The organism is Ancylobacter radicis (genome assembly GCF_018449475.1).
GTDB classification, from domain to species: Bacteria; Pseudomonadota; Alphaproteobacteria; order Rhizobiales; family Xanthobacteraceae; genus Ancylobacter; species Ancylobacter radicis.
Map to the genome: position 1 here is coordinate 379,267 of NZ_JAHCQH010000017.1, position 19,390 is coordinate 398,656.

The window sequence follows — 19,390 nt, forward strand, 5'->3', positions numbered from 1 at the left end:
CCCGAAGGGCGGCCCTTTGTCGTTTCAGCGTAGCAATGGATCAGCCGCGCGTGCGGGCCCGGATCATGTACCCGTCATAGGGGTATTCGCCGACCTGCCACCACAGATACTCCTCGTTGCGGAACGCCAGCATCGAGTCGTAGATCTTCTTGAAGTCCTCGTTCTTGGTCGAAATCTCGCCCATGAGCGCGGTGTTTTCCTTGTAGGCGGCATCCATGATGTCGGCCGGGAAGGCGCGAAGCTGCGCCCCGCCCGCCACCAGACGGCGCAGCGCGCCGGGGTTGCGCGCGTCATATTTCGCCAGCATGTCGGAATTGGCATAGGCCGCCGCCGCCTCGAACGCCGCCTGATAGGCGCGCGGCAGCTCGTTCCAGGCCGCCAGATTGGCGACGAAATGGATGGTCGGGCCACCTTCCCACCAGCCGGGATAATAGTAATAGGGCGCCACCCGGTTGAAGCCGAGCTTCTCGTCATCGACCGGGCCGACGAACTCGGCCGCGTCGATCGTGCCCTTTTCCAGCGCCGGATAGATGTCGCCGCCGGCCAGGTTCTGCGGCACCAGACCGAGGCGCGAGAGCACCTGGCCGGCAATGCCCGGCAGGCGCATCTTCAGGCCCTTGATGTCTTCGAGCGTCTTGATCTCCTTGCGGAACCAGCCGCCCATCTGCGCGCCGGTATTGCCGCCGGCAAAGCCGATGACGCCGGACTTGGCGAGGAAGGCGTTCTGCAGCTCGTTGCCGCCGCCATGATAGAGCCACGCCGTCTGCATCCGCGCATTGAGCCCGAAGGGCAGCGTGGTGAAGGGCGCATAGGCCGGGTTCTTGCCGATATAGTAATAGAGCGCCGTCTGGCTCATCTCGACCGTGCGGTTCTGCACCGCGTCCAGCGCCTGCAGGCCGGGCACGATCTCGCCGGGCGCGAAAACGTCGATGGTGAAGCGCCCGTCGGTCGCCTCGCCGACATATTTCGACAGCAGCACCGAGGCGCCATAGATGGTGTCGAGCGTCTTCGGGTAACTGGAGGTGAGGCGCCAGCGGATCGGCGGCGCGCTCTGGGCGATGGCGGGCGCGGCGATCGTCGAGGCGGCGGCGGCGAGGCCGGCGCCCTGGAGCAGCCGGCGGCGGGAAGTCGGGGTCGTCATGGCGGTTCCTTTTGCTTTTCTTGTCGCGGCCGCGCGGGGCAGCCGTGCCTCAGCCCTTGGTGCGGGCGCGGATCATGTAGCCGTCATAGGGGTATTCGCCGACCTGCCACCACAGATACTCCTCGTTACGGAAGGCGAGGAGCGCGTCCATGATCTTCTTGAAGCCGGCATTCTTGGCGCCGATCTCGGCATAAAGCTCGTTCGTGGCCGCGTAGGAGGCGTCGATGAAGCTCTGCGGGAAGGGGCGAAGCTGCGCCCCCGCCGCCACCAGCCGGCGCAGCGCCGCCGGGTTGCGGGCGTCGTATTTCGCCAGCATGTCGGCATTGGCATAGGCGGTGGCCGCCTCGAAGATCGCCTGATAGGCCTTGGGCAGCTCGTTCCATTTGCTGCGGTTGACGACGACATTCATCGTCGGCCCGCCATCCCACCAGCCGGGATAATAGTAATAGGGCGCGACCTTCACGAAGCCGAGCTTCTCGTCATCATAAGGCCCGACCCATTCGCAGGCGTCGATCGTGCCCTTTTCCAGCGCGGCATAAATATCGCCAGGCGCGATCTGCTGCGGCACCACGCCGAGCTTGGCCACCACCTGCCCGGCAATGCCGCCGATGCGGAATTTCAGCCCCTTGAAGTCGGCGAGGTCCTTCACTTCCTTGCGGAACCAGCCGCCCATCTGGGTGCCGGTATTGCCGCCGAGGAAGCCGACGAGGTTGTATTTCGCCAGCACCTCGTCCTGCAGCTCGCGCCCGCCGCCATGGTAGTACCAGGCATTCTGCTGGCGGGCATTGAGCCCGAACGGCACGGTGGTGAAGCAGGCGAAGCTCGGATCCTTGCCGAGATAGTAATAGAGCGGGGTCTGGGCGACCTCGACCGTGCCGTTCTGCACCGCGTCGAGCGCCTGAAGCCCCGGCACGATCTCGCCGGCCGCGTAGTTCTGGATGACGAAGCGCCCGTCGGTCGCCTCGCTCACATATTTGGACACCAGCTCATTGGCGCCGAAGATCGCGTCCAGCACCTTGGGCACGCTGGAGGTGAGGCGCCAGCGCAGCTGCGGCGCGCTCTGGGCGATGGCGGGAGCCGCAACGGCGGTGACGGCGGCGGTGGTCGCGAGACCGGCGCCGCGCAGGACGGCCCGACGCCCGAGCGCCGCGCCTTTCGGGGACTGCTGTGTCATGGCGGGCTTTCCTGTCACTTCCGGCCGGACGATGCAACCGCAACGCCGTTGCAGCCGCATCAAATGAAGATGCCCGGGAAGGCCCCGGGCATCGCATCTCCTGATCCACCCTCATGGCCGGGCCTGACCCGGCCATCCATACCGTGGATCCCCGGGTCAGGCCCGGGGATGAGGTAGAGCCTCAGCCGCGCGGGCGGGTGCGGATCTGGAAGCTGTCGAACGTGTACTCGGCCACCTGCCACCACAGGTTTTCCTCGTTGCGGAAGGCCTGCATGGTGTCGATCACCTTCTTGAAGTCCGGGTTCTTGGCGGAGATTTCCGCCCAGAGCTCGTTGGTCGCCTTCAGGCAGGCTTCCATCACTTCCGTCGGGTAGGGGCGCAGCTGCGTGCCGTTGGCCACCAGCCGCTTGATGGCGGGCGGGTTCTGCACGTCGTAGCGCGCCTGCATGATGGTGTTGGCATAGGTCGAGGCCGCGATCAGCGCCGCCTGATAGGGCTTGGGCAGGGCGTTGAATTTTTCGAGATTGGCGAAGGCGTGGATGGTCGGGCCACCTTCCCACCAGCCGGGGTAGTAGTAGAACTTGGCGACCTTGTAGAAGCCGAGCTTCTCGTCGTCATAGGGGCCGATCCACTCGGCGCCGTCGATCGTGCCCTTTTCCAGCGCCGGGTAGATATCGCCGCCGGCGATCTGCTGCGGCACCACGCCGAGCTTGGCCATGACCTGCCCGGCAATGCCGCCGATGCGCATCTTCAGGCCGTTCATGTCGGCGACGGACTTGATCTCCTTGGAGAACCAGCCGCCCATCTGCGCCCCGGTATTGCCGCAGGGCATGCCGAACACGTTGTACTTCTTGTAGAACTCGTTGAAGAGGTCGTTGCCGCCATTCTGGTACAGCCAGGCGTTCTGCTGGCGGGCATTGAGCCCGAACGGCACCGAGGCGGCGACCGCGAAGGTCGGGTCCTTGCCGACGAAGTAGTATGAGACGGTGTGGCACATCTCGACCGTGTTGTTCTGCACGGCGTCGAGCACCTGCAGGCCGGGCACGATCTCGCCGGCGGCGAAGACCTGGATCTGGAACTTCCCGTCGGTCAGCTCCGAGACCATCTTCGACATGACGTCGGCGCCGCCATAGATGGTATCGAGCGACTTCGGAAAGCTGGAGGCGAGGCGCCAGCGGATTTCCGGGGCGGACTGGGCGATGGCCGGGGCGGCAAGGGTGGTCGCGGCAGCCGCACCGGTGCCGGCGGCGGCCAAAAACTGACGGCGCTTCATGCTGTCTCTCCTGATGGGATTTCCTCACGGCGCGGTTGGCGCATTGGCGCGCTTCCACACACGATTTTCTGTTCGACCTAACTGGTACGCCACGGATTTCCGCAACGCAACGGCGCCTTATGTGCGCCTTTTGTCGAGGGGTGCGCCGACCCTCGAAAACACCGAGGAACACCGCAAGAACGCTTGCTGGCAACAATGTTCTTGTTTTGTTCGGCTCAGTACTCTACCGTGCGGTCATCAATAACGAGGACCATGAGATGACCGGCAAGGGCGAGGCCTTTCGGGCGCTGCATCACGCGCCCGAAGCGTTCATCATTCCGAACCCGTGGGATGTCAGCACGGCGCGCATCATGGCCACGCTCGGCTATCGCGCCCTTGCCACCACCAGCGCGGGGCTCGCCTTCTCCATGGGCGTCGCCGACGGCAAGCTCACGCCGCAGATGATCCTCGATCATTGCGCGATCATGGTGCGCGCCACCGATCTGCCGGTGTCGGCCGATCTGGAAAAGGGGCTGGGCGACAGCCCCGAGAGCAGCGCGCAGACCATCCGCGCCGCCGCCGCCCTCGGGCTGGCGGGCGGCTCGCTAGAAGATCACACGGGCGATCCGGCCGCGCCGATCTATGATCTGTCGCTTGCCACCGAGCGCATCGCCGCCGCGGCCGAAGCGCGCGACAGCCTGCCGGCCGATTTCGTGCTGACCGCCCGCGCGGAAAACTACCTCTGGGGACGCCCGGATCTCGACGACACCATCGCCCGGCTCCTTGCGTTCGAGGCGGCCGGCGCCGATGTGCTCTACGCCCCCGGCCTGCCCAGCCTTGAGGCCATTCGCACCGTCTGCGCGGCGCTGTCCCGGCCGGTCAATGTCGTGGTCGGCATCGGCCCGGCGCGCTTCACGCGGGACGAACTGACGGAGGCCGGCGTCAAGCGCATCAGCATCGGCTCCAGTCTCGCCCGGCTGGCCTATGGCGAGACCGCCCGCACCGCGCGCGACATGCTGCGGGACGGGCGGTTCGATTTTCTCGACCGGGCGATGGGATTTGCCGAGATCGAGGCGTTCTTTGCGCCATTCGAGGAGCGGGGCTGACGCCCCTCACCCCTCCATGACGATGCGCGGGGCCGGGCGAGCGGCGTTGCGGCGGCCGGCGAGGGCTTCGCGCACGGAGTTGGCGATGGTGCGGTAGATCTGCGCCTCCTGGCTGTCCGGCGCGGTTGCGGTGATCGGGCGGCCGGCGTCCGAGGTCTCGCGGATCGACAGATGCAGCGGCACCTCGCCGAGGAAGGGCACGCCAAAGCGCTGCGCCTCGTGCCGCGCCCCGCCATGGCCGAACACGTCGGAGCGCCCGCCGCAATGCGGGCAGAGGAAGTAGCTCATATTCTCGACAATGCCGAGAACGGGCACATTGACCTTCTGGAACATGGCGATGCCGCGCCGCGCGTCGATCAGCGCGAGATCCTGCGGGGTGGAGACGATCACCGCGCCGGCCAGCGGCACCTGCTGCGCCATGGTGAGCTGCGCGTCGCCGGTGCCGGGCGGCATGTCGACCACGAGAATGTCGAGCGGCGCCCAGTTCACTTCCTTGAGCAACTGGCTGATCGCCGACATCACCATCGGCCCGCGCCAGATCATCGGCGCCTCTTCCTCGACCAGGAAGCCGATCGACATGACCTTGAGGCCGAAAGCCTGCATGGGCTGGATCATACGCCCGTTCACCTCCGGCTTGCCGCGCAGACCCATCAGGCGGGGCACGGAAGGGCCGTAAATATCGGCATCGAGCAGGCCGATTCTCAGCCCCGTCGCGGCGAGGCCAAGGGCGAGATTGGCGGCGAGAGTCGACTTGCCGACGCCGCCCTTGCCGGAAGCCACGGCGATGATCGCCCCGACGCCGGGCAGGCCGGAGGATTCCTTCTGCGGATCGGCCGGCGGCTGGGCATGGGTATGACCGGCATGCGAGTGACCCGCGTGAGAATGGCCGGCATGCGAATGCCCCTGCCCCGACACCCGCACCGGCTGGGTCGAGCTGCCGCCGGACGACGAGGCTCCGGCCGCGCCGGCCTTGCGTTCGGCGGTCAGCGCCACCAGTGCCGAGGTCACGCCCGGCGTGCCCCGCACCGTGCGCTCCACCGCCGCGCGCACCGGCTCCCAGGCCTGCGCCTCGGCCGCATCGACGGTGATCGACATATAGACCTTGCCGTCCGAGACCAGGATATCGGAGAGCGCGCCGGTATCCGTCACCGGCCGGCCATCAGGCGCCGACACCTGCGCGAGCCGTGCGCGAACCTCGTCTGCCGTTGCCATGATCGCCTCCTGACTGGATCCGTTCCAAGGGTGAGACACCACAGTTGAAGCAGCGTCAACCCGGCGCCGTCTGTCACGCGATTGAAGCCGCCAATGACGGCCGGGATGCTCACGGAACGCTCAGCTAGACTTTATGGCTAGGAATGAAGCAGCCCCCGTTGCGTTATATTTGGAAATAATGCCAGCATGGGTGGCCGGTAAAAAAACAAACAACCGGCTGGTACCATCTCAGAGGGGAATAACATGAGCCTCGTCACCCGCCTCGCGGCTGCCGCCATCCTCATCGCGGCCGGCCTGGGCAGTGCCTCCGCGAAGGAATGGAAGACCGTGCGCATCGGCACGGAGGGCGCCTACCCGCCCTTCAACTATATGGAAAACAACGAGCTCAAGGGCTTCGACATCGACATCGCCAAGGCGCTCTGCGCCAAGATGAAGGTGACCTGCACCTTCGTGGCGCAGGATTGGGACGGCATCATCCCGGCGCTGCTCGCCGGCAAATATGACGCCATCGTCGCCTCCATGTCGATCACGGAGGAGCGCCAGAAGCAGATCGCCTTCTCCAACAAGTACTACAAGACCCCGGCCACTTTCGCGGTGCCGAAGGATTCCAAGATCACCGACACCTCGCCCGCCGCCCTCAAGGGCAAGGTGCTGGGCGCGCAGGGCTCGACCATCCACTCGAACTATCTCGAGGACGTGTATGGCAAGGCCGGCGCCGAGGTGAAGCTCTATGGCAAGCAGGACGAGGCCAATCTCGACCTCGGCAATGGTCGCCTCGACGCGGTGCTGGCCGACAAGGTGGTGCTGATGGAATGGCTCGCCACCAAGGACGGCGCCTGCTGCAAGTTCACCGGCGCCGAATATACCGACCCGAAATATTTCGGCGAGGGCGTGGGCGTCGGCATCCGCAAGGACGACCCGGAACTGGTCGCCATGTTCAACAAGGCGATCGAGGAAATCCGCGCCGACGGCACCTACAAGACCATCAACGACAAGTATTTCCCCTTCAGCGTCTACTGAGCGCGCCGCGCCGTTCCGGGACGAGGCTCCCGGAACGGCCCCCGCCTCCCCTGTGGAGCGCCTTCTGGCTGAACGCGGAGCGCCGCTGTCCCGATGCTGGACCTTTTACGCCTGCTCTCCTTCGGCCCGGACGGCTGGGGGGATGAAATCCTCGCCGGCGCGCTCATGACCATCGAGCTCGCGCTCGCCTCGCTGCCGGCCGGCATCGCCATCGGCCTCGCCGTCGCGCTGGCCAAGGATTCGCCCTTCTTCCTGCTGCGCGCCGCCGGCAACCTGTTCACCACGGTGTTTCGCGGCCTGCCGGAACTGCTCACTTTGTTCATCGTCTATTATGGCGGGCAGATGCTGCTCACCCGCCTCGCCGGCTATGTCGTCGAGGGCGCGACCATCGAGGTGAACCAGTTCGTCGCCGGCGTGGTCGCGCTCAGCCTCGTGCTCGGCGCCTTCTCCAGCGAGGTGCTGCTCGCCGCCATCCGCGCCGTGCCGCGCGGCCAGAAGGAGGCGGCCTCGGCGCTCGGCCTGTCGAAATTCCGCATCTTCCGCTTTGTCACCTTTCCCCAGCTCTGGCGCGTCGCCCTGCCGGGCCTGTCCAATAACTGGATGGTGCTGCTCAAGGACACGTCGCTGGTCTCGGTCATCGCCATCACCGATCTGATGCGCCAGACCGCCATCGCGGTCGGCGTGACCAAGCAACCCTTCTTCTTCTACCTCGTCGCCTGCCTGATCTATCTGGTGTTCTCCGGCCTTTCGAGCGTGGTCTTCACCCGGCTGGAGGCGCGCGCCTCCCGTGGCTTCAAGCGGATGGGAGGCCATTGATGCAGGCGTTTCTCGATCTTGTCGGCGCCGGCTTCCTCTCGCTGATGGGCTTCATCGGCCTGAACAGCGAGCTGATGGGCCGCTACGGCCTGCGCTTCCTCGACGGCGTGTGGGTGACGCTGCAGCTCGTCATCCTTTCGGTCGGCCTCGGCGCGCTGCTCGCCTGGCCGCTGGCCATCGCCCGGATCGAGGGCGGCAAGCTGCTGGCCGGCGCGTCCTTCGGCTATTCCTATTTCTTCCGCGGCACGCCGCTCTTGGCGCAGACCTTCCTGATCTATTACGGCGCTGGCCAGTTCCGCGAGGCGCTCACCGAGGTCGGGCTGTGGTGGTTCTTCCGCGACGCCTTCAACTGCGCGGTGCTGACCTTCACGCTCAACACCGCTGCCTATCAGTCGGAGATCCTGCGCGGCGCCATACAGAGCCTGCCGGTCGGCCAGATGGAGGGGGCGCAGGCGCTCGGCCTCACCCGCGTGCTGGCCTATCGCAAGGTGATCGTGCCGCAGGCCTTCGCCATCGGCCTGCGCCCGCTCGGCAATGAGCTGATCCTGATGATCAAATCGAGCGCCATCGCCTCGGTCATCACGGTCTACGACCTGATGGGCGTCACCCGCCTCGCCTTCTCGCGCTCCTACGACATGGAGGTCTATCTCTGGGCGGCGGCGCTGTACCTCATCATGGTCGAGATCGTCCGGCGCGTCTGGGACGTGCTGGAGCGCCGGCTCAACCGGCATCTGCTGGTCTCGCGCTGAGGCATCACGGTGAGGCCTTCCGGCCTCACACCAGCCGCGCCACCTCGGCGCGCAGCACCGGCAGCAGCTCCGCCTCGAACCAGGGGTGACGCTTCAGCCAACCGGTGTTGCGCCAGGAGGGGTGCGGCAGCGGCAGCACACGCGGGGCGGTGCGCGCGTCCCAGATCTCCCGCCACGCCGTCACCCGCGCGGTGAGCCCGCCCCGCGCGAAACGCTCCAGCCCCAGCCGGCGCAGATGATAGGCCTGCGCCGAGGCGCCGACCGCGATCACCAGATCGAACGGCGCCCGCGCGGCAAACAGCCGGTCGTGCCACAGGCCGGCGCATTCCCGGCGCGGCGGCAGATCGCCGCCCTTGGCGTCCTGTCCGGGAAAGCAGAACCCCATGGCGGCGATGGCAATCCGCGCCTCGTCATAGAAGCTCGCGCGGTCGACCCCGAGCCACGCCCGCAGCCGGTCGCCCGAGGCGTCGTCAAAGGAGCGGCCGGAGGCATGGACCCTGGTGCCCGGCGCCTGGCTGGCGATCAGGATGCGGGCGCGCGGGCCGACATGCAGCACCGGGCGCGGCTCATGCGGCAGCGCCGCCCCGCACGGCGCCTCGACGCACACCCGGCAGGCGCGAATGCGGGCGAGCAGCTCGTCGAGGGTCTCGGGCGGGGCAGGCATGGAGCTTAGATAGGGGCGCTGGTGGAAAGGAAAAAGCCCGCGACGCGATGATGTTGCGTGCCATTTCCGTCATCCCGGCCGCAGCGCCCGCGGAGAGCCGGGATCGTGGGCCATTCCCGGTGCCCACACGATCCCGGATCGGCCTGCCGGCCGTCCGGGATGACGATGCCCCGCTCCCACCCGTCACACCGTCATGGCCGGACTTGATCCGGCCATCCACGACTTGTCGCACGGCGCCGAGCCAGAGACGTGGATCCCCGGGTCAAGCCCGGGGATGACGGTGATGGGGGATGACGGTGTTTCTGTGGGGACAGCGTTTAACGATGCCTCGCCCCCTCACGAGGCCGGGCGTGGATGGCGCTGCCGCCATTGCGCCGGCACCTCGAACGGGCCGGACCAGATCCCCCGGCCGGCGGCGCGGGCGGCAGCTTCCTCGCGCTGATAGGCGAGGCCGGTGGCCAGCGCCCAGCCGGCCGCGACCTGCCGCGCGCCGAGATCGGCCGCGCCCGCCGCGCAGATCGCCACCGCGCGGCCATAGCGGTCCTCGTCCACCGGGCGACAATTCACCTCGCCCTGTGCGACGACCGCCTCCAGCGCCTCCTTGGCCCGCGCGCCGCAGGGCCATTCCGTGCCCGGCGCGCCGCAGCTCTGGTGCAGTTCCGGCGCGTCGATGCCGTCGAGCCGCACCCGCTCGCCCGCGACGACGAGGCTGTCGCCATCCGCTACCCGCACCGCGCCGGTGAGCGGCGGCACGACGCGTTCCACCAGCAGCGCGACGCCGACCAGCACCAGCGCGACCAGGATCGAGCCCCAAGTACTGCGCCGCCACGTGCTGCGCCGCCAGCCGCCGCTGCGACGCGGCCCGCCCCATCGCCCGCCCGGTGGCACACGCGGAAAGCGCGTGGGCAGCCTCACCCCGCCGCCACCCCGGCCTCGGCAAAGGTGGCCATGCCGGCATGGCAGGCGAGCGCCGATTTGATGATGCCCACCGACAGCGCCGCGCCCGAGCCCTCGCCGAGCCGCATGCCGAGGTCGAGAATGGGCCGCAATTCCAGCCGCTCCAGCACCGCGCGGTGGGCCGGCTCGGCCGAGACATGGCCGGCGAGGCAATGGTCGAGCGCGCGCGGGTCGAGCGCCTTGAGCACAGCGGCGGCGGCGGTCACCACATAGCCGTCGAGCACCACCGGCACCCGTTGCAGCCGCGCGGCGAGGATCGCCCCGGCCATCGCCGCCACCTCGCGCCCGCCGAGCTTGCGCAGCACTTCCAGCGGATCGTCGAGATGGCCCTTGGCACGGGCCACCGCCGCCTCCACCGCCGCGATCTTGCGGGCGAGCGTCTCGCCGGTCGAGCCGGTGCCGGGGCCGACCCAGTCGGTGGCCTGCCCGCCATACAGGCCGTGGAAGATGGCGGCGGCGATGGTGGTGTTGCCGATGCCCATCTCGCCGAGGCACAAAAGGTCCGGCTCGCCGGCCAGCGCCTCCATGCCGAAGGCCATGGTGGCCGCGCATTCGGCCTCGGTGAGCGCGTCCTGCTCCACAATGTCGGGGGTGGGCAGGTCGAGCGCGAGGTCGAACACGCGCAGCCCGGCGCCGAACACGCCGCAGATCTGGTTCACCGCCGCCTTGCCGGCGGTGAAGGTGGCGACCATCTGCTTGGTCACCTCCGACGGGTAGGGCGAGACGCCGCGCGCGGCGACACCATGGGTGGCGGCGAAGACGGCGACGGTCGGCCGGTTCACCGCCGGAATCTCCCGCCCCTGCCAGCCGGCGATGTGGATGGCGATCTCCTCCAGCCGGCCGAGCGCGCCCGGCGGCTTCACCAACTGCCCCTGCCGGGCGATCGCGGCGTCGCGCGCCGCCGCATCCGGGCCCGGCATCTGGGCGATCAGGTTGCGGATGTCGTCGAAAGGCAGGCCGGTGGCGGAGCGCAGCATGAAAGCCTCGTGCATGAAAGCCGCAAAGGACGGGATGGTTGTCGCATCGCGCGCGGCGGCGGGGTAGACCCTGCCTCATGTACGCGCAACCCCCAAATCCGGCGCAGTCCGCCAATGGCGCGCCCGCGGCAGGCCCGGCGCCCGAGAGGGAGCCGGCCTTCGACCCGGCTTTCCGCGCCGGGCTGGCGGCGCTGTTCGCCTGGCGGCGGGATGTGCGCCATTTCCTCACCGACCCGCTGCCGCCGGGCGTGGTCGAGGCGCTGGTGGCGCAGGCCGTGCAGGCGCCGAGCGTCGGCCTCAGCCAGCCCTGGCGCTTCGTGCGGGTGAGCGACCCCGCCCGCCGCGCGGCGGTGCGTGCCAATTTCGCCCGCTGCAATGCGCAGGCGCTCGCCGCCCAGCCGCAGGAGCGCGCCGGGCTCTATGCGCGGCTCAAGCTCGCCGGGCTGGATCAGGCGCCCGAGCAGATCGCCGTCTTTGTCGAGCCCGATCCCGCGACCGGCCACGGCCTCGGCCGCGCCACCATGCCGGAGACCGTCGCCTATTCCGGCGTCATGGCGATCCACACCTTGTGGCTGGCGGCCGCCGCGCAGGGCATCGGCCTCGGCTGGGTGTCGATCCTCGACCCCGCCGAGGTGACAGCGGCGCTGGAGGTGCCCGCCCACTGGCGGCTGGTCGGCTATCTGTGCATAGGCTATCCCGCCGCCCCCGCCGACACGCCCGAGCTGGAGCGTGCCGGCTGGGAGCACCGCCGGCCGCTGGCCGATTGCCTGCTGCAACGCTGAGTGGAGGAAACAGCCATGCGCGATTATGCCTCCCTCCCCGTCGGCCCCCTGTTCATGGCGCTGCGCCGGGCGCTCACCGGCACCCCCGGCGCGCTGCGCTTCCTGTCCCGGCTGCCGGTGCCGCAGACCCCGTTCGAGCCCCCACTCGACGCCCCGCCGGAGATCGAGCGGATCGGCCCCGGTTTTCCGCTCGCCGCGCTCCTCATCGGCCTGACTGGCGCTCTCACTGCACTAACTGCCCACGCCATTGGCCTCAGCCCATGGCTGTCCAGCACCCTCGCCGTGGCGGTGCTGATGGGGGTCACCGGGGCGCTGCATGAGGACGGGCTGGCCGACATGGCGGACGGCCTCGGCGGCATGAACATCGCCCGCCGGCTGGAGATCATGAAGGACAGCCGCATCGGCACCTTCGGCGTGCTGGCCCTCATCCTCGGCTTCGCGCTGCGCGTCGGCGCCCTTCAAGAGCTTATGGCGATTGATGTTTGTGCCAGTGTGGCGGCGCTGGTGGCGGCCGGCACGCTGGCCCGCGCGGCGGCGCTCGGCGTGCTCGGGGTGCTGCCGCCGGCCCGGCCCGGCGGCCTCGCCCATGGCATCGGGCGCCCCTCGCCGGCCACGCTCGCCACCGCCGCCGGCCTCGCGCTCGTGATCGCCGCCCTACTGGTTATCCCCGGCTTTGGCACGCTCGCTTATATTGGCGGCCTGATCGTTGGAATCCTTGCCTTTTTCGCCCTCACCCGCCTTGCCCGCGCCCAATTCGGCGGCCAGACCGGGGATGTCGCCGGGGCGGCAGCCCTGATGGTCGAGATTGCCTTCCTGCTGGGTCTGCTTATCTTCGCGCGGCATCCTTGAGCACCCCGATTCCGATGCCTGCACCCGTAAGCACTCCCTGCGTCTCGATCTGCACGCTCGACGCGAGCGGGCGTCTCTGCGTCGGCTGCGGCCGCACGCTCAGCGAAATCGGCGCCTGGAGCACGATGAGCGAGAGCGAGCGCCGCGCCGTCATGGCCCGCCTCCAGCGGAGGGCGGCGGGATGAACAATGACCGCCTGATGTGGATCGTCGTCATCGGCCTCGCCGCCGGTGTGGGGCTGATGGTGTGGGCCTCGCAGCATGGCCCGATCGCCGGTCTCGACGTTGATTCATTAGCCTACGCCGTGGGTTACGGTGCCTTCGCGCTGGTCGTCGGCGCCAGCGTGGCCGCCACTTTCACCGGCCGGCTGGGCGAGGCGCTGCGCGCCGCCGCGCTCTGGCTGGTCATTTTCATGGTGCTCGGCGTCGGCTATACCTACCGCTACGACCTCCATGCCATGGCCTATCGGGTGCTCGCCGAACTCGCGCCCGGCTATGCCGTGCCGCTCGCCCATGAGGGCGGCCCCTCGGTCGAGGTGGCCCGCGCGCGCGATGGCGATTTCAATGTCCGCGTCGAGATCAACGGCACCCGCATCCCCATGCTGGTCGATACCGGCGCCTCCAGCGTGGTTCTGACGCCCGAGGATGCCGTCGCCGCCGGCCTGCCGATCGAATTCATCCGCTACGACATCCCGATCGACACCGCGAATGGCCGCGGCCGCGCCGCCGCCGTGGTGCTCGACCGGGTGGAAATCGCCGGCTCCATCGCGGAACGCAACGTCCCCGCCCTTATCGCCAGTCCGGGCACGCTGAAGCACAGCCTGCTCGGCATGAGCTTCCTTTCCCGCCTCGCCAGCTTCGAGATTCGCGGCGAGAAGCTGGTGATGCGCGCCAAGATCGCGCAATAGACCAACCTGTTGCGATTCCTTTAGAAACCGGCGAGCGCGATGACGAAGCGCAGGCCGACCAGCAGCAGATAAAGGCCGAAACCAACCTCAAGCTGGCGCTTGGTGAAGGCATGCGCCAGCCGCGCCCCGAGCGGCGCCGCGAGCGTCGCAATGCCACCCACCAGCACCAGCCCCGGCAACGAGACATAGCCGAAGGAGAAGGGCGGCAGGTAACCCAGATGCGGCAGGCCGCTGATGACATAGCCGATCGTGCCGGGCACCGCGATCAGTGCCCCCAGCCCTGCCGAGGTGGCGATCGCGGTGTGGATCGGCACGCGGTAGAGGGTCAGCACCACAGTCGCGATGCCGCCGCCGCTGATGCCGATGAGCGGCGAGGCAATGCCGATGCCGAAGGCGTAGAGCGACATGGCGAGACGGCCCGGCAATTGGTCCGCCAGAACCCAGCTCGCCCGGCCGAACAGCAGCTTGGACGACATCAGCACCGCGAAGGCGACAAAGGCGATCTTCAGCACCACATCGTCGGAGATGGCGGCGAGCGCCGTCCCGGCCACCACGCCGGCCACCAGCGGCGCGGCCCAGATCTTCAGAACGGAATTGTCGATCTTGGTGCGCGCGCGATGCGCGAAATAGGAGCGCAGCGCCGTCGGCACGATGATCGCGAGCGCGGTGCCGACCGCCAGATGCATCCGCTCGGAATCGGAAACACCAACGGCGCCAAACACTTCGTACAGCACGGGCACGATGATCGCGCCTCCGCCAATGCCGAACAGCCCGGCCAGGATGCCGGTGGCAAAGCCCGCCACCAGCAGCGCACCGGCGAGCCACATCAGATGATCAAACGGAATGGAAGCGAGCATCAGGCCACCAGCGCCGCACGGCCGGCCTCGCGCCGCGCCTCGGCCCGGCGCACCTTGTCCACCGCCGCGCGCAGCACCGACAGGTCCGCCTCCGGCTTCACGCCCTCGGTGGCGAGATGGCGGCGGAACGCCCGCGCGCCCGGACGGCCGGGAAACAGGCCGAGCATGTGGCGGGTAATATCGTGCAGCCGCCCGCCCGAGGCGAGATGATCAGCGACATAGGGCTCGAAGGCCTCGATAGCCGCGAAGGCGTCGGCATGCTGCGCCGGCTCGCCAAAGATCACCGGGTCGACTTCCAGCAGCAACTCCGGGTTCTGATAGGCGGCGCGGCCGAGCATGACGCCATCGACCTGGGCGAGATGACCAAGGGCCTCGTCGATCGAGGCAATTCCGCCATTGATGCTCACCGGCACGTCGGGCAGCCGCTGTTTGAGCCGGTAGACGCGATCATAATCCAGCGGAGGAATGTCGCGGTTTTCCTTCGGGGAGAGGCCCTGCAGCCAGGCCTTGCGGGCATGGACGATCAGCGCGTCCGCTCCGGCCGCCAGCACGGCATCGGCGAGCGCGTCGAGCGCGACTTCCGGGTCCTGCTCGTCGACGCCGATCCGGCACTTGACGGTGACGGGGATGGCGACCTCCGCCTTCATTGCCGCGACGCAACGCGCCACCAGTTCGGGATCGCGCATCAGGCAGGCGCCAAAATTGCCGCCCTGCACGCGGTCGGAAGGGCAGCCGACATTGAGGTTGATCTCCTCATAGCCCCACGCGGCGCAGATCACCGCCGCCTTGGCGAGAGCCTGCGGGTCGGAACCGCCGAGTTGAACGGCAACCGGATGCTCGACCGCCGAGAACCCCAGCAGCCGCTCGCGATCGCCGAAGATCACGGCATTGGCCGTGACCATCTCCGTATAGAGCAGCGCCCGGCGCGACAGCACCCGATGGAACGCCCGGCAATGCCGGTCCGTCCAGTCCATCATGGGCGCCACGGAAAATCTAAATGACTGATTTTTCGACATTATTCATGAATTCAAGGAGTTGGAACGCATCGTGTGCACTCGATTTTTCGCCACGATACGCCCCAATCTCCGATTTTTCGACGCGTGAGTGCACACGGATTGGCTCTACCCTTACTAAACTAAAATCCGTCTCCTGGAGAGCCCAGATCCGTCGGAAGGGGCCGTAGGCCAACGAGACGTTCCTGCGCCGCAAGGCTGCCAATGCCACGCTGCGCGAGCTGGACGAGCGCGGCGACATCATCAAGCGCATGCACTGCCACGAGATGAAGGCGATGCTGCATGAGCGACGTGCTGGGCTTCTGCCCCCCGCTGATCGTCACCGAAAGCGATAGAGACGCCAAACGCCTTGGTTCGCTATTGAGGTTGATGTCGCTGCGACCCGGTCGCCAATCGGAAGCCTCGCTGCACGCCAAGTTCTGCGACGAAGCGTTCGACGAATATTGCGACCCGACGGCTCTTGCTCGACGTGCCGGGCGCGCGCATCAGGTAGAGCGCCTTGGCGGCGATGGGGCGGGTTGGCAGGACCTCCTCGATCTCGCCGGTATCCAGAAGCGACTGGACGAAAAACCGTGGCAGGCTCGTGATTCCCAGGTTACTGCGAACTGCATGTAGCATCAGATCTGGCATCTGCGCTGCGAATGCCACGGTGATGGGCATTTCGTTGCCATCCGCGAGCGGTAGAGAACGTTCGTCGGGATCGTCCTTGTACTGGATATAGTCGAGCGTCGCGACAGAGGCTGCCGATTGCGGGCGCCCGACCCGGTCGAGATAGGCCGGGGCCGCGATCAGAACCTGTTCGATGTCGGCCAATTTTCGAACCGTACCCTCGGCGGGGCCCAGGCGGCAGGCACGAAGCGCCAAGTCCACCCCCAGTTCGGCAGGTGCCTGTATCTGGTCGCTCTCCTTGAGATCGATCCTAAGATTTGGATGCAGGCGGCGGAGGTCAGCCAGCACCGGCACGATCACACTCCGTGCGATCAGTAGCGGACAGGCGATGGCAAGGCGGCCATCGGGCGACGATTTCAGAGCTGACATCGCCTCGTCGAGCCGAGCAATGCCCGCAAGAACGTCTTCGGCATGACAGAGCACCAAGTCTCCCGCTTCGGTCATTTGGATGCCGTTGCGCCCGCGGATCACCAGTTCGACGCCATAGGCTCGTTCGAGTGCGGCGATGTGCTGGCTGACCGCCGGCTGCGTGATCTTCAGGAGCCGGGCGGCGGCCGAAAGCGAGCCCTGTCGGGCGGCGGAAGCCAATGATCGCAAGGCTGCGAGATTATCCATTAGGCCTCCTTATGGCATCCATAAGCATACGTTGGCTGGAAGCCAAAATACCCCAGTCATATTTATGACCGCAAGGGCTCGGTCGCCAGATCGCAGGGGCGCGTCCCGCGAACCACTGGAATACCGGCCAGCGAACCCAATCGGAGCGACTATGACTTTGCTAAATAAAAGCTTTCCTTTAAACGCCACGGTCGCCGTTCCCGCAGTGGGCTTCGGCACCTATCTCATTCATCAGGATGTGAGCGCGTCGGCTGTCCGCGCGGCGATCGAGAAGGGCTATCGCCACATCGACACCGCGCAAGTCTATCAAAACGAAAAGGGCGTCGGTGAGGGTATCCGCGCAGGCATCGCGGCCTGCGGCCTGTCGCGCGACGACATCTTCGTCACCACCAAACTGTGGCCCGGCAATGCCGCATGGGGAGAGCAGCCGAAGAACCGGCAGCAGGCCCTCGCGGCCTTCGCGGAGAGCCTCGATCTGCTCGGCCTCGACGATGTCGACCTGTACCTCATCCACTCGCCGCATGGCGGGACGCAGCGCCTCGCCCAATGGCAGGCGCTGCTTGACCTGAAGCAGGACGGACGGGCGCGCAGCATCGGCGTCAGCAATTTCAACATCAAGCACATCGAGCAGATCGCCGAAGCCGGTCTTGCCCTGCCTGAAGCCAACCAGATCGAACTGCATCCCTGGTCACAGAAGCCCGCTCTGCTTGCATTCATGGCACAGCACGGCATCGCGCCGATCGCCTATAGCAGCCTGGCGCCGCTCTCGACGTGGCGCGTCGATCCGGGTCAGGACAGCGCCAAGACCGGGGAGACCGCCTCTGATGCTGGCATCTTCGGGAAGTTGGCCGCCAAATATGGAGTGTCGGAGGCGCAGTTGCTGCTGCGCTGGGGCGTCCAGAGCGGCTATGCGGTGCTGCCGAAGAGCCTTAACCCCGAGCGGATGCGCGAGAATATCAACCTTGGAGGGTTTGAGATCGACAACAGCGATATGGCGCTGCTCCGCACGCTGGATCGCGGCGATGGTCTCGCCTGGTCGGTTGGTGACCCGACGCTCATCGACTGATGTAGACAATCAGCACCGTCGCCGCGACCGGGGCGCGTGGCAGGATCAATCGCACTGGTTCCGACCATCGCATTTGATTCCGGCATGGCGCGCAAAGACAGCCTTGGGGATCAACCAGTCCGAAGGGTTCACCGACAATGGCCGATGCGCAAGACGTCACGAGCGATGCCTTTTAAGGGTAATAATGAACTGACAAAATGACACCGCCGACGACGCCCTCATATTGAGGAGGTCGCCTGCCGTAAGGCGCTCGCCTTATCCGTCTCTTCCTCCCGGCAGGACGCGCCGATGCGCGTCCTGCCGGATGATCTCCCCACGGCTTCGCGAGCACATGGGTCATTTCCCCGGCCACCCGTCCTTTCCTTGACACGCCGGCACTTCGCGATCGTAGCCGGCCGTCAGGCCGCCAGGTTCTGCTTGAAAAAGCTCGTGAGCTTGGCGAAGGGGATCAGATCGACACGATCATACAGATCCACGTGGCCGGCGCCCGGAACCCAGACCAGTTCCTTCGGCTCCGCTGCGCGTTTGTAGGCGTCTTCGCTGAACTCGCGCGAGTGCGCCTGATCCCCGCTGATGAACAGCATAGGACGCGGCGAAATCGTCTCGATGTCGTTGAAGGGATAGAAGTTCATGAACTTCACATTGCTCGTCACCGTCGGCTTAGTCGTCCTCTGAGGGGACGCGCCGGCCGGCGTGAACTCACCGCGGGGCGTGCGATAGAAGTCGTAGAATTCGCGCTGGATCGGATGGGTATCGGCGCTGAGCACGAGATCGGTGCCACCGGCGACCGCCACCTCGCCTCCGGCAAATTCGACATAACGCTGCTCGGCGGCGGCGGCCGCGATCTCCTTGCGCTGTTCCAGAGTGAGCGAATGGTTGAGCGCGTTGCGATTTACCGACCCCATATCGTACATGGAGACCGTCGCCACCGCGCGCAGTCGCGGATCGATCTTGGCCGCGCTGATGGCAAAACTGCCGCTGCCGCAGATGCCGAGAACGCCGATGCGGTTGCGATCGACGAAGGGCTGGGTGCCGAGATAATCGGCCGCGGCGCTGAAGGCCTCGGCATAGAGGTCCGGCGACACCATGTTGCGCGGCTGCCCGGCGCTCTCACCCCAGAAGGGCAGATCGATGGCCAGCGTCACGAAGCCCTGTTCCGCCAACTTGGTCGCGTAGAGGTTGGAGCTCTGCTCCTTCACCGCGCCCATGGGATGGCCGACGATGATGGCCGGGTTGCGCGCGCTCCGGTTTAGCTCCTTCGGAGCGAACAGGTTTCCGAAAACGTCCATTTGATACTGGCTCTTGAAGGTGACCTTCTCAAGCGTGACCTTGTCGCTGGTGTAGAAATTCGCCGCGCCCCGCGACATGTCTTGCGCGCGGGCCGATGACGTGTCCAGGAGAGACATCATGCCGACGGTGGCCACGCCCACGCCGGCCATTTTGAGCAAGTCGCGACGATCAATCGTCTCGCCCGTTGTGTTCCTCGTAGCGGTCTTGTCTGTTGCGTGTCGATCCATAGCAGCCTCCTTTGCGAGCCTTGGGCGGCTCTGCCTGCCGGACAAAG

General features: G+C 67.0%; 20 protein-coding genes. 9 read left to right on the forward strand and 11 right to left on the reverse strand.

The genetic code is table 11. The features are described from left to right. Positions 1 to 40: 40 nt before the first annotated feature. The 3 genes from KIP89_RS13570 to KIP89_RS13580 all read right to left on the reverse strand — a co-directional run bounded on the left by KIP89_RS13570 (position 41) and on the right by KIP89_RS13580 (position 3,588). Positions 41 to 1,141, reverse strand: a complete 1,101-nt coding sequence (locus tag KIP89_RS13570) for a TRAP transporter substrate-binding protein (protein WP_213755951.1) — start codon at positions 1,139 to 1,141, stop codon at positions 41 to 43. A 49-nt stretch (positions 1,142 to 1,190) separates the two neighbouring features. Continuing rightward, on the reverse strand, positions 1,191 to 2,315 hold the full coding sequence (locus tag KIP89_RS13575; protein ID WP_250152459.1) for a TRAP transporter substrate-binding protein: 1,125 nt from the start codon (positions 2,313 to 2,315) through the stop codon (positions 1,191 to 1,193). Positions 2,316 to 2,496: 181 nt separating this feature from the next. Beyond that, positions 2,497 to 3,588: a TRAP transporter substrate-binding protein gene (locus KIP89_RS13580; protein WP_213755952.1), complete on the reverse strand. Its 1,092-nt coding sequence runs from the start codon at positions 3,586 to 3,588 to the stop codon at positions 2,497 to 2,499. A 257-nt stretch (positions 3,589 to 3,845) separates the two neighbouring features. Between KIP89_RS13580 and KIP89_RS13585 the strand changes: the two genes are divergently transcribed. Beyond that, positions 3,846 to 4,673 (forward strand): isocitrate lyase/PEP mutase family protein, encoded by an 828-nt coding sequence (locus KIP89_RS13585; RefSeq protein WP_213755953.1) that lies wholly within the window; start codon positions 3,846 to 3,848, stop codon positions 4,671 to 4,673. A 6-nt stretch (positions 4,674 to 4,679) separates the two neighbouring features. Here KIP89_RS13585 and KIP89_RS13590 read toward each other — a convergent pair whose 3' ends face one another. Continuing rightward, positions 4,680 to 5,885 (reverse strand): Mrp/NBP35 family ATP-binding protein, encoded by a 1,206-nt coding sequence (locus KIP89_RS13590; RefSeq protein ID WP_213755954.1) that lies wholly within the window; start codon positions 5,883 to 5,885, stop codon positions 4,680 to 4,682. A 243-nt stretch (positions 5,886 to 6,128) separates the two neighbouring features. Between KIP89_RS13590 and KIP89_RS13595 the strand changes: the two genes are divergently transcribed. The 3 genes from KIP89_RS13595 to KIP89_RS13605 all read left to right on the forward strand — a co-directional run bounded on the left by KIP89_RS13595 (position 6,129) and on the right by KIP89_RS13605 (position 8,470). Next, complete coding sequence (locus KIP89_RS13595; RefSeq protein WP_213755955.1) at positions 6,129 to 6,905, forward strand: ABC transporter substrate-binding protein; 777 nt, start codon at positions 6,129 to 6,131, stop codon at positions 6,903 to 6,905. Positions 6,906 to 6,998: 93 nt separating this feature from the next. Next, positions 6,999 to 7,721: an ABC transporter permease gene (locus tag KIP89_RS13600; protein WP_213755956.1), complete on the forward strand. Its 723-nt coding sequence runs from the start codon at positions 6,999 to 7,001 to the stop codon at positions 7,719 to 7,721. Beyond that, positions 7,721 to 8,470: an ABC transporter permease gene (locus tag KIP89_RS13605; RefSeq protein WP_213755957.1), complete on the forward strand. Its 750-nt coding sequence runs from the start codon at positions 7,721 to 7,723 to the stop codon at positions 8,468 to 8,470. The genes KIP89_RS13600 and KIP89_RS13605 overlap by 1 nt, the downstream gene beginning before the upstream one ends. Positions 8,471 to 8,495: 25 nt before the next feature. Here KIP89_RS13605 and KIP89_RS13610 read toward each other — a convergent pair whose 3' ends face one another. The 3 genes from KIP89_RS13610 to cobT all read right to left on the reverse strand — a co-directional run bounded on the left by KIP89_RS13610 (position 8,496) and on the right by cobT (position 11,068). Then, positions 8,496 to 9,134: a uracil-DNA glycosylase family protein gene (locus KIP89_RS13610; protein ID WP_213755958.1), complete on the reverse strand. Its 639-nt coding sequence runs from the start codon at positions 9,132 to 9,134 to the stop codon at positions 8,496 to 8,498. Between the two features lie 336 nt (positions 9,135 to 9,470). Continuing rightward, the gene (locus KIP89_RS13615; RefSeq protein ID WP_369807148.1) at positions 9,471 to 10,049 is read right to left on the reverse strand and encodes a thermonuclease family protein; all 579 of its coding nucleotides are present in this window, start codon (positions 10,047 to 10,049) and stop codon (positions 9,471 to 9,473) included. Continuing rightward, positions 10,046 to 11,068, reverse strand: a complete 1,023-nt coding sequence (gene cobT, locus KIP89_RS13620; protein WP_213755959.1) for a nicotinate-nucleotide--dimethylbenzimidazole phosphoribosyltransferase — start codon at positions 11,066 to 11,068, stop codon at positions 10,046 to 10,048. The genes KIP89_RS13615 and cobT overlap by 4 nt, the downstream gene beginning before the upstream one ends. A gap of 77 nt (positions 11,069 to 11,145) precedes the next feature. Here cobT and bluB point away from each other — a divergent pair, with 77 nt between their 5' ends. From bluB to KIP89_RS13640, 4 genes are read left to right on the forward strand one after another with little or no spacing between them, the layout of a single operon-like run. Further along, the gene (bluB, locus tag KIP89_RS13625) at positions 11,146 to 11,850 is read left to right on the forward strand and encodes a 5,6-dimethylbenzimidazole synthase (RefSeq protein ID WP_213755960.1); all 705 of its coding nucleotides are present in this window, start codon (positions 11,146 to 11,148) and stop codon (positions 11,848 to 11,850) included. 15 nt (positions 11,851 to 11,865) lie between these two features. Continuing rightward, on the forward strand, positions 11,866 to 12,699 hold the full coding sequence (gene cobS / locus KIP89_RS13630) for an adenosylcobinamide-GDP ribazoletransferase (RefSeq protein ID WP_250152460.1): 834 nt from the start codon (positions 11,866 to 11,868) through the stop codon (positions 12,697 to 12,699). A gap of 14 nt (positions 12,700 to 12,713) precedes the next feature. Then, positions 12,714 to 12,884: a DUF1289 domain-containing protein gene (locus KIP89_RS13635; protein WP_213755961.1), complete on the forward strand. Its 171-nt coding sequence runs from the start codon at positions 12,714 to 12,716 to the stop codon at positions 12,882 to 12,884. Continuing rightward, positions 12,881 to 13,606, forward strand: a complete 726-nt coding sequence (locus KIP89_RS13640; RefSeq protein ID WP_213755962.1) for a retropepsin-like aspartic protease family protein — start codon at positions 12,881 to 12,883, stop codon at positions 13,604 to 13,606. Before KIP89_RS13635 ends, KIP89_RS13640 begins: the two co-directional genes overlap by 4 nt. 20 nt (positions 13,607 to 13,626) lie before the next feature. On the opposite strand, the gene KIP89_RS13645 is transcribed toward KIP89_RS13640, so the two are convergent. The 3 genes from KIP89_RS13645 to KIP89_RS13655 all read right to left on the reverse strand — a co-directional run bounded on the left by KIP89_RS13645 (position 13,627) and on the right by KIP89_RS13655 (position 16,760). Next, on the reverse strand, positions 13,627 to 14,463 hold the full coding sequence (locus tag KIP89_RS13645) for a sulfite exporter TauE/SafE family protein (protein ID WP_213755963.1): 837 nt from the start codon (positions 14,461 to 14,463) through the stop codon (positions 13,627 to 13,629). Then, positions 14,463 to 15,479 carry a tRNA dihydrouridine(20/20a) synthase DusA gene (dusA, locus tag KIP89_RS13650; protein WP_213755964.1) on the reverse strand — a complete coding sequence of 339 codons (1,017 nt, stop codon included), beginning with the start codon at positions 15,477 to 15,479 and terminating at the stop codon, positions 14,463 to 14,465. The genes KIP89_RS13645 and dusA overlap by 1 nt, the downstream gene beginning before the upstream one ends. Before the next feature lie 354 nt (positions 15,480 to 15,833). After that, positions 15,834 to 16,760, reverse strand: a complete 927-nt coding sequence (locus KIP89_RS13655; protein WP_213755965.1) for a LysR family transcriptional regulator — start codon at positions 16,758 to 16,760, stop codon at positions 15,834 to 15,836. Positions 16,761 to 16,911: 151 nt separating this feature from the next. Here KIP89_RS13655 and KIP89_RS13660 point away from each other — a divergent pair, with 151 nt between their 5' ends. After that, complete coding sequence (locus tag KIP89_RS13660) at positions 16,912 to 17,826, forward strand: aldo/keto reductase (RefSeq protein ID WP_250152462.1); 915 nt, start codon at positions 16,912 to 16,914, stop codon at positions 17,824 to 17,826. A 398-nt stretch (positions 17,827 to 18,224) separates the two neighbouring features. Here KIP89_RS13660 and KIP89_RS13665 read toward each other — a convergent pair whose 3' ends face one another. Next, a complete protein-coding gene (locus KIP89_RS13665; RefSeq protein WP_213755966.1) occupies positions 18,225 to 19,343 on the reverse strand; it encodes an alpha/beta hydrolase in 1,119 nt (372 codons plus the stop codon). Positions 19,344 to 19,390 lie beyond the last annotated feature (47 nt).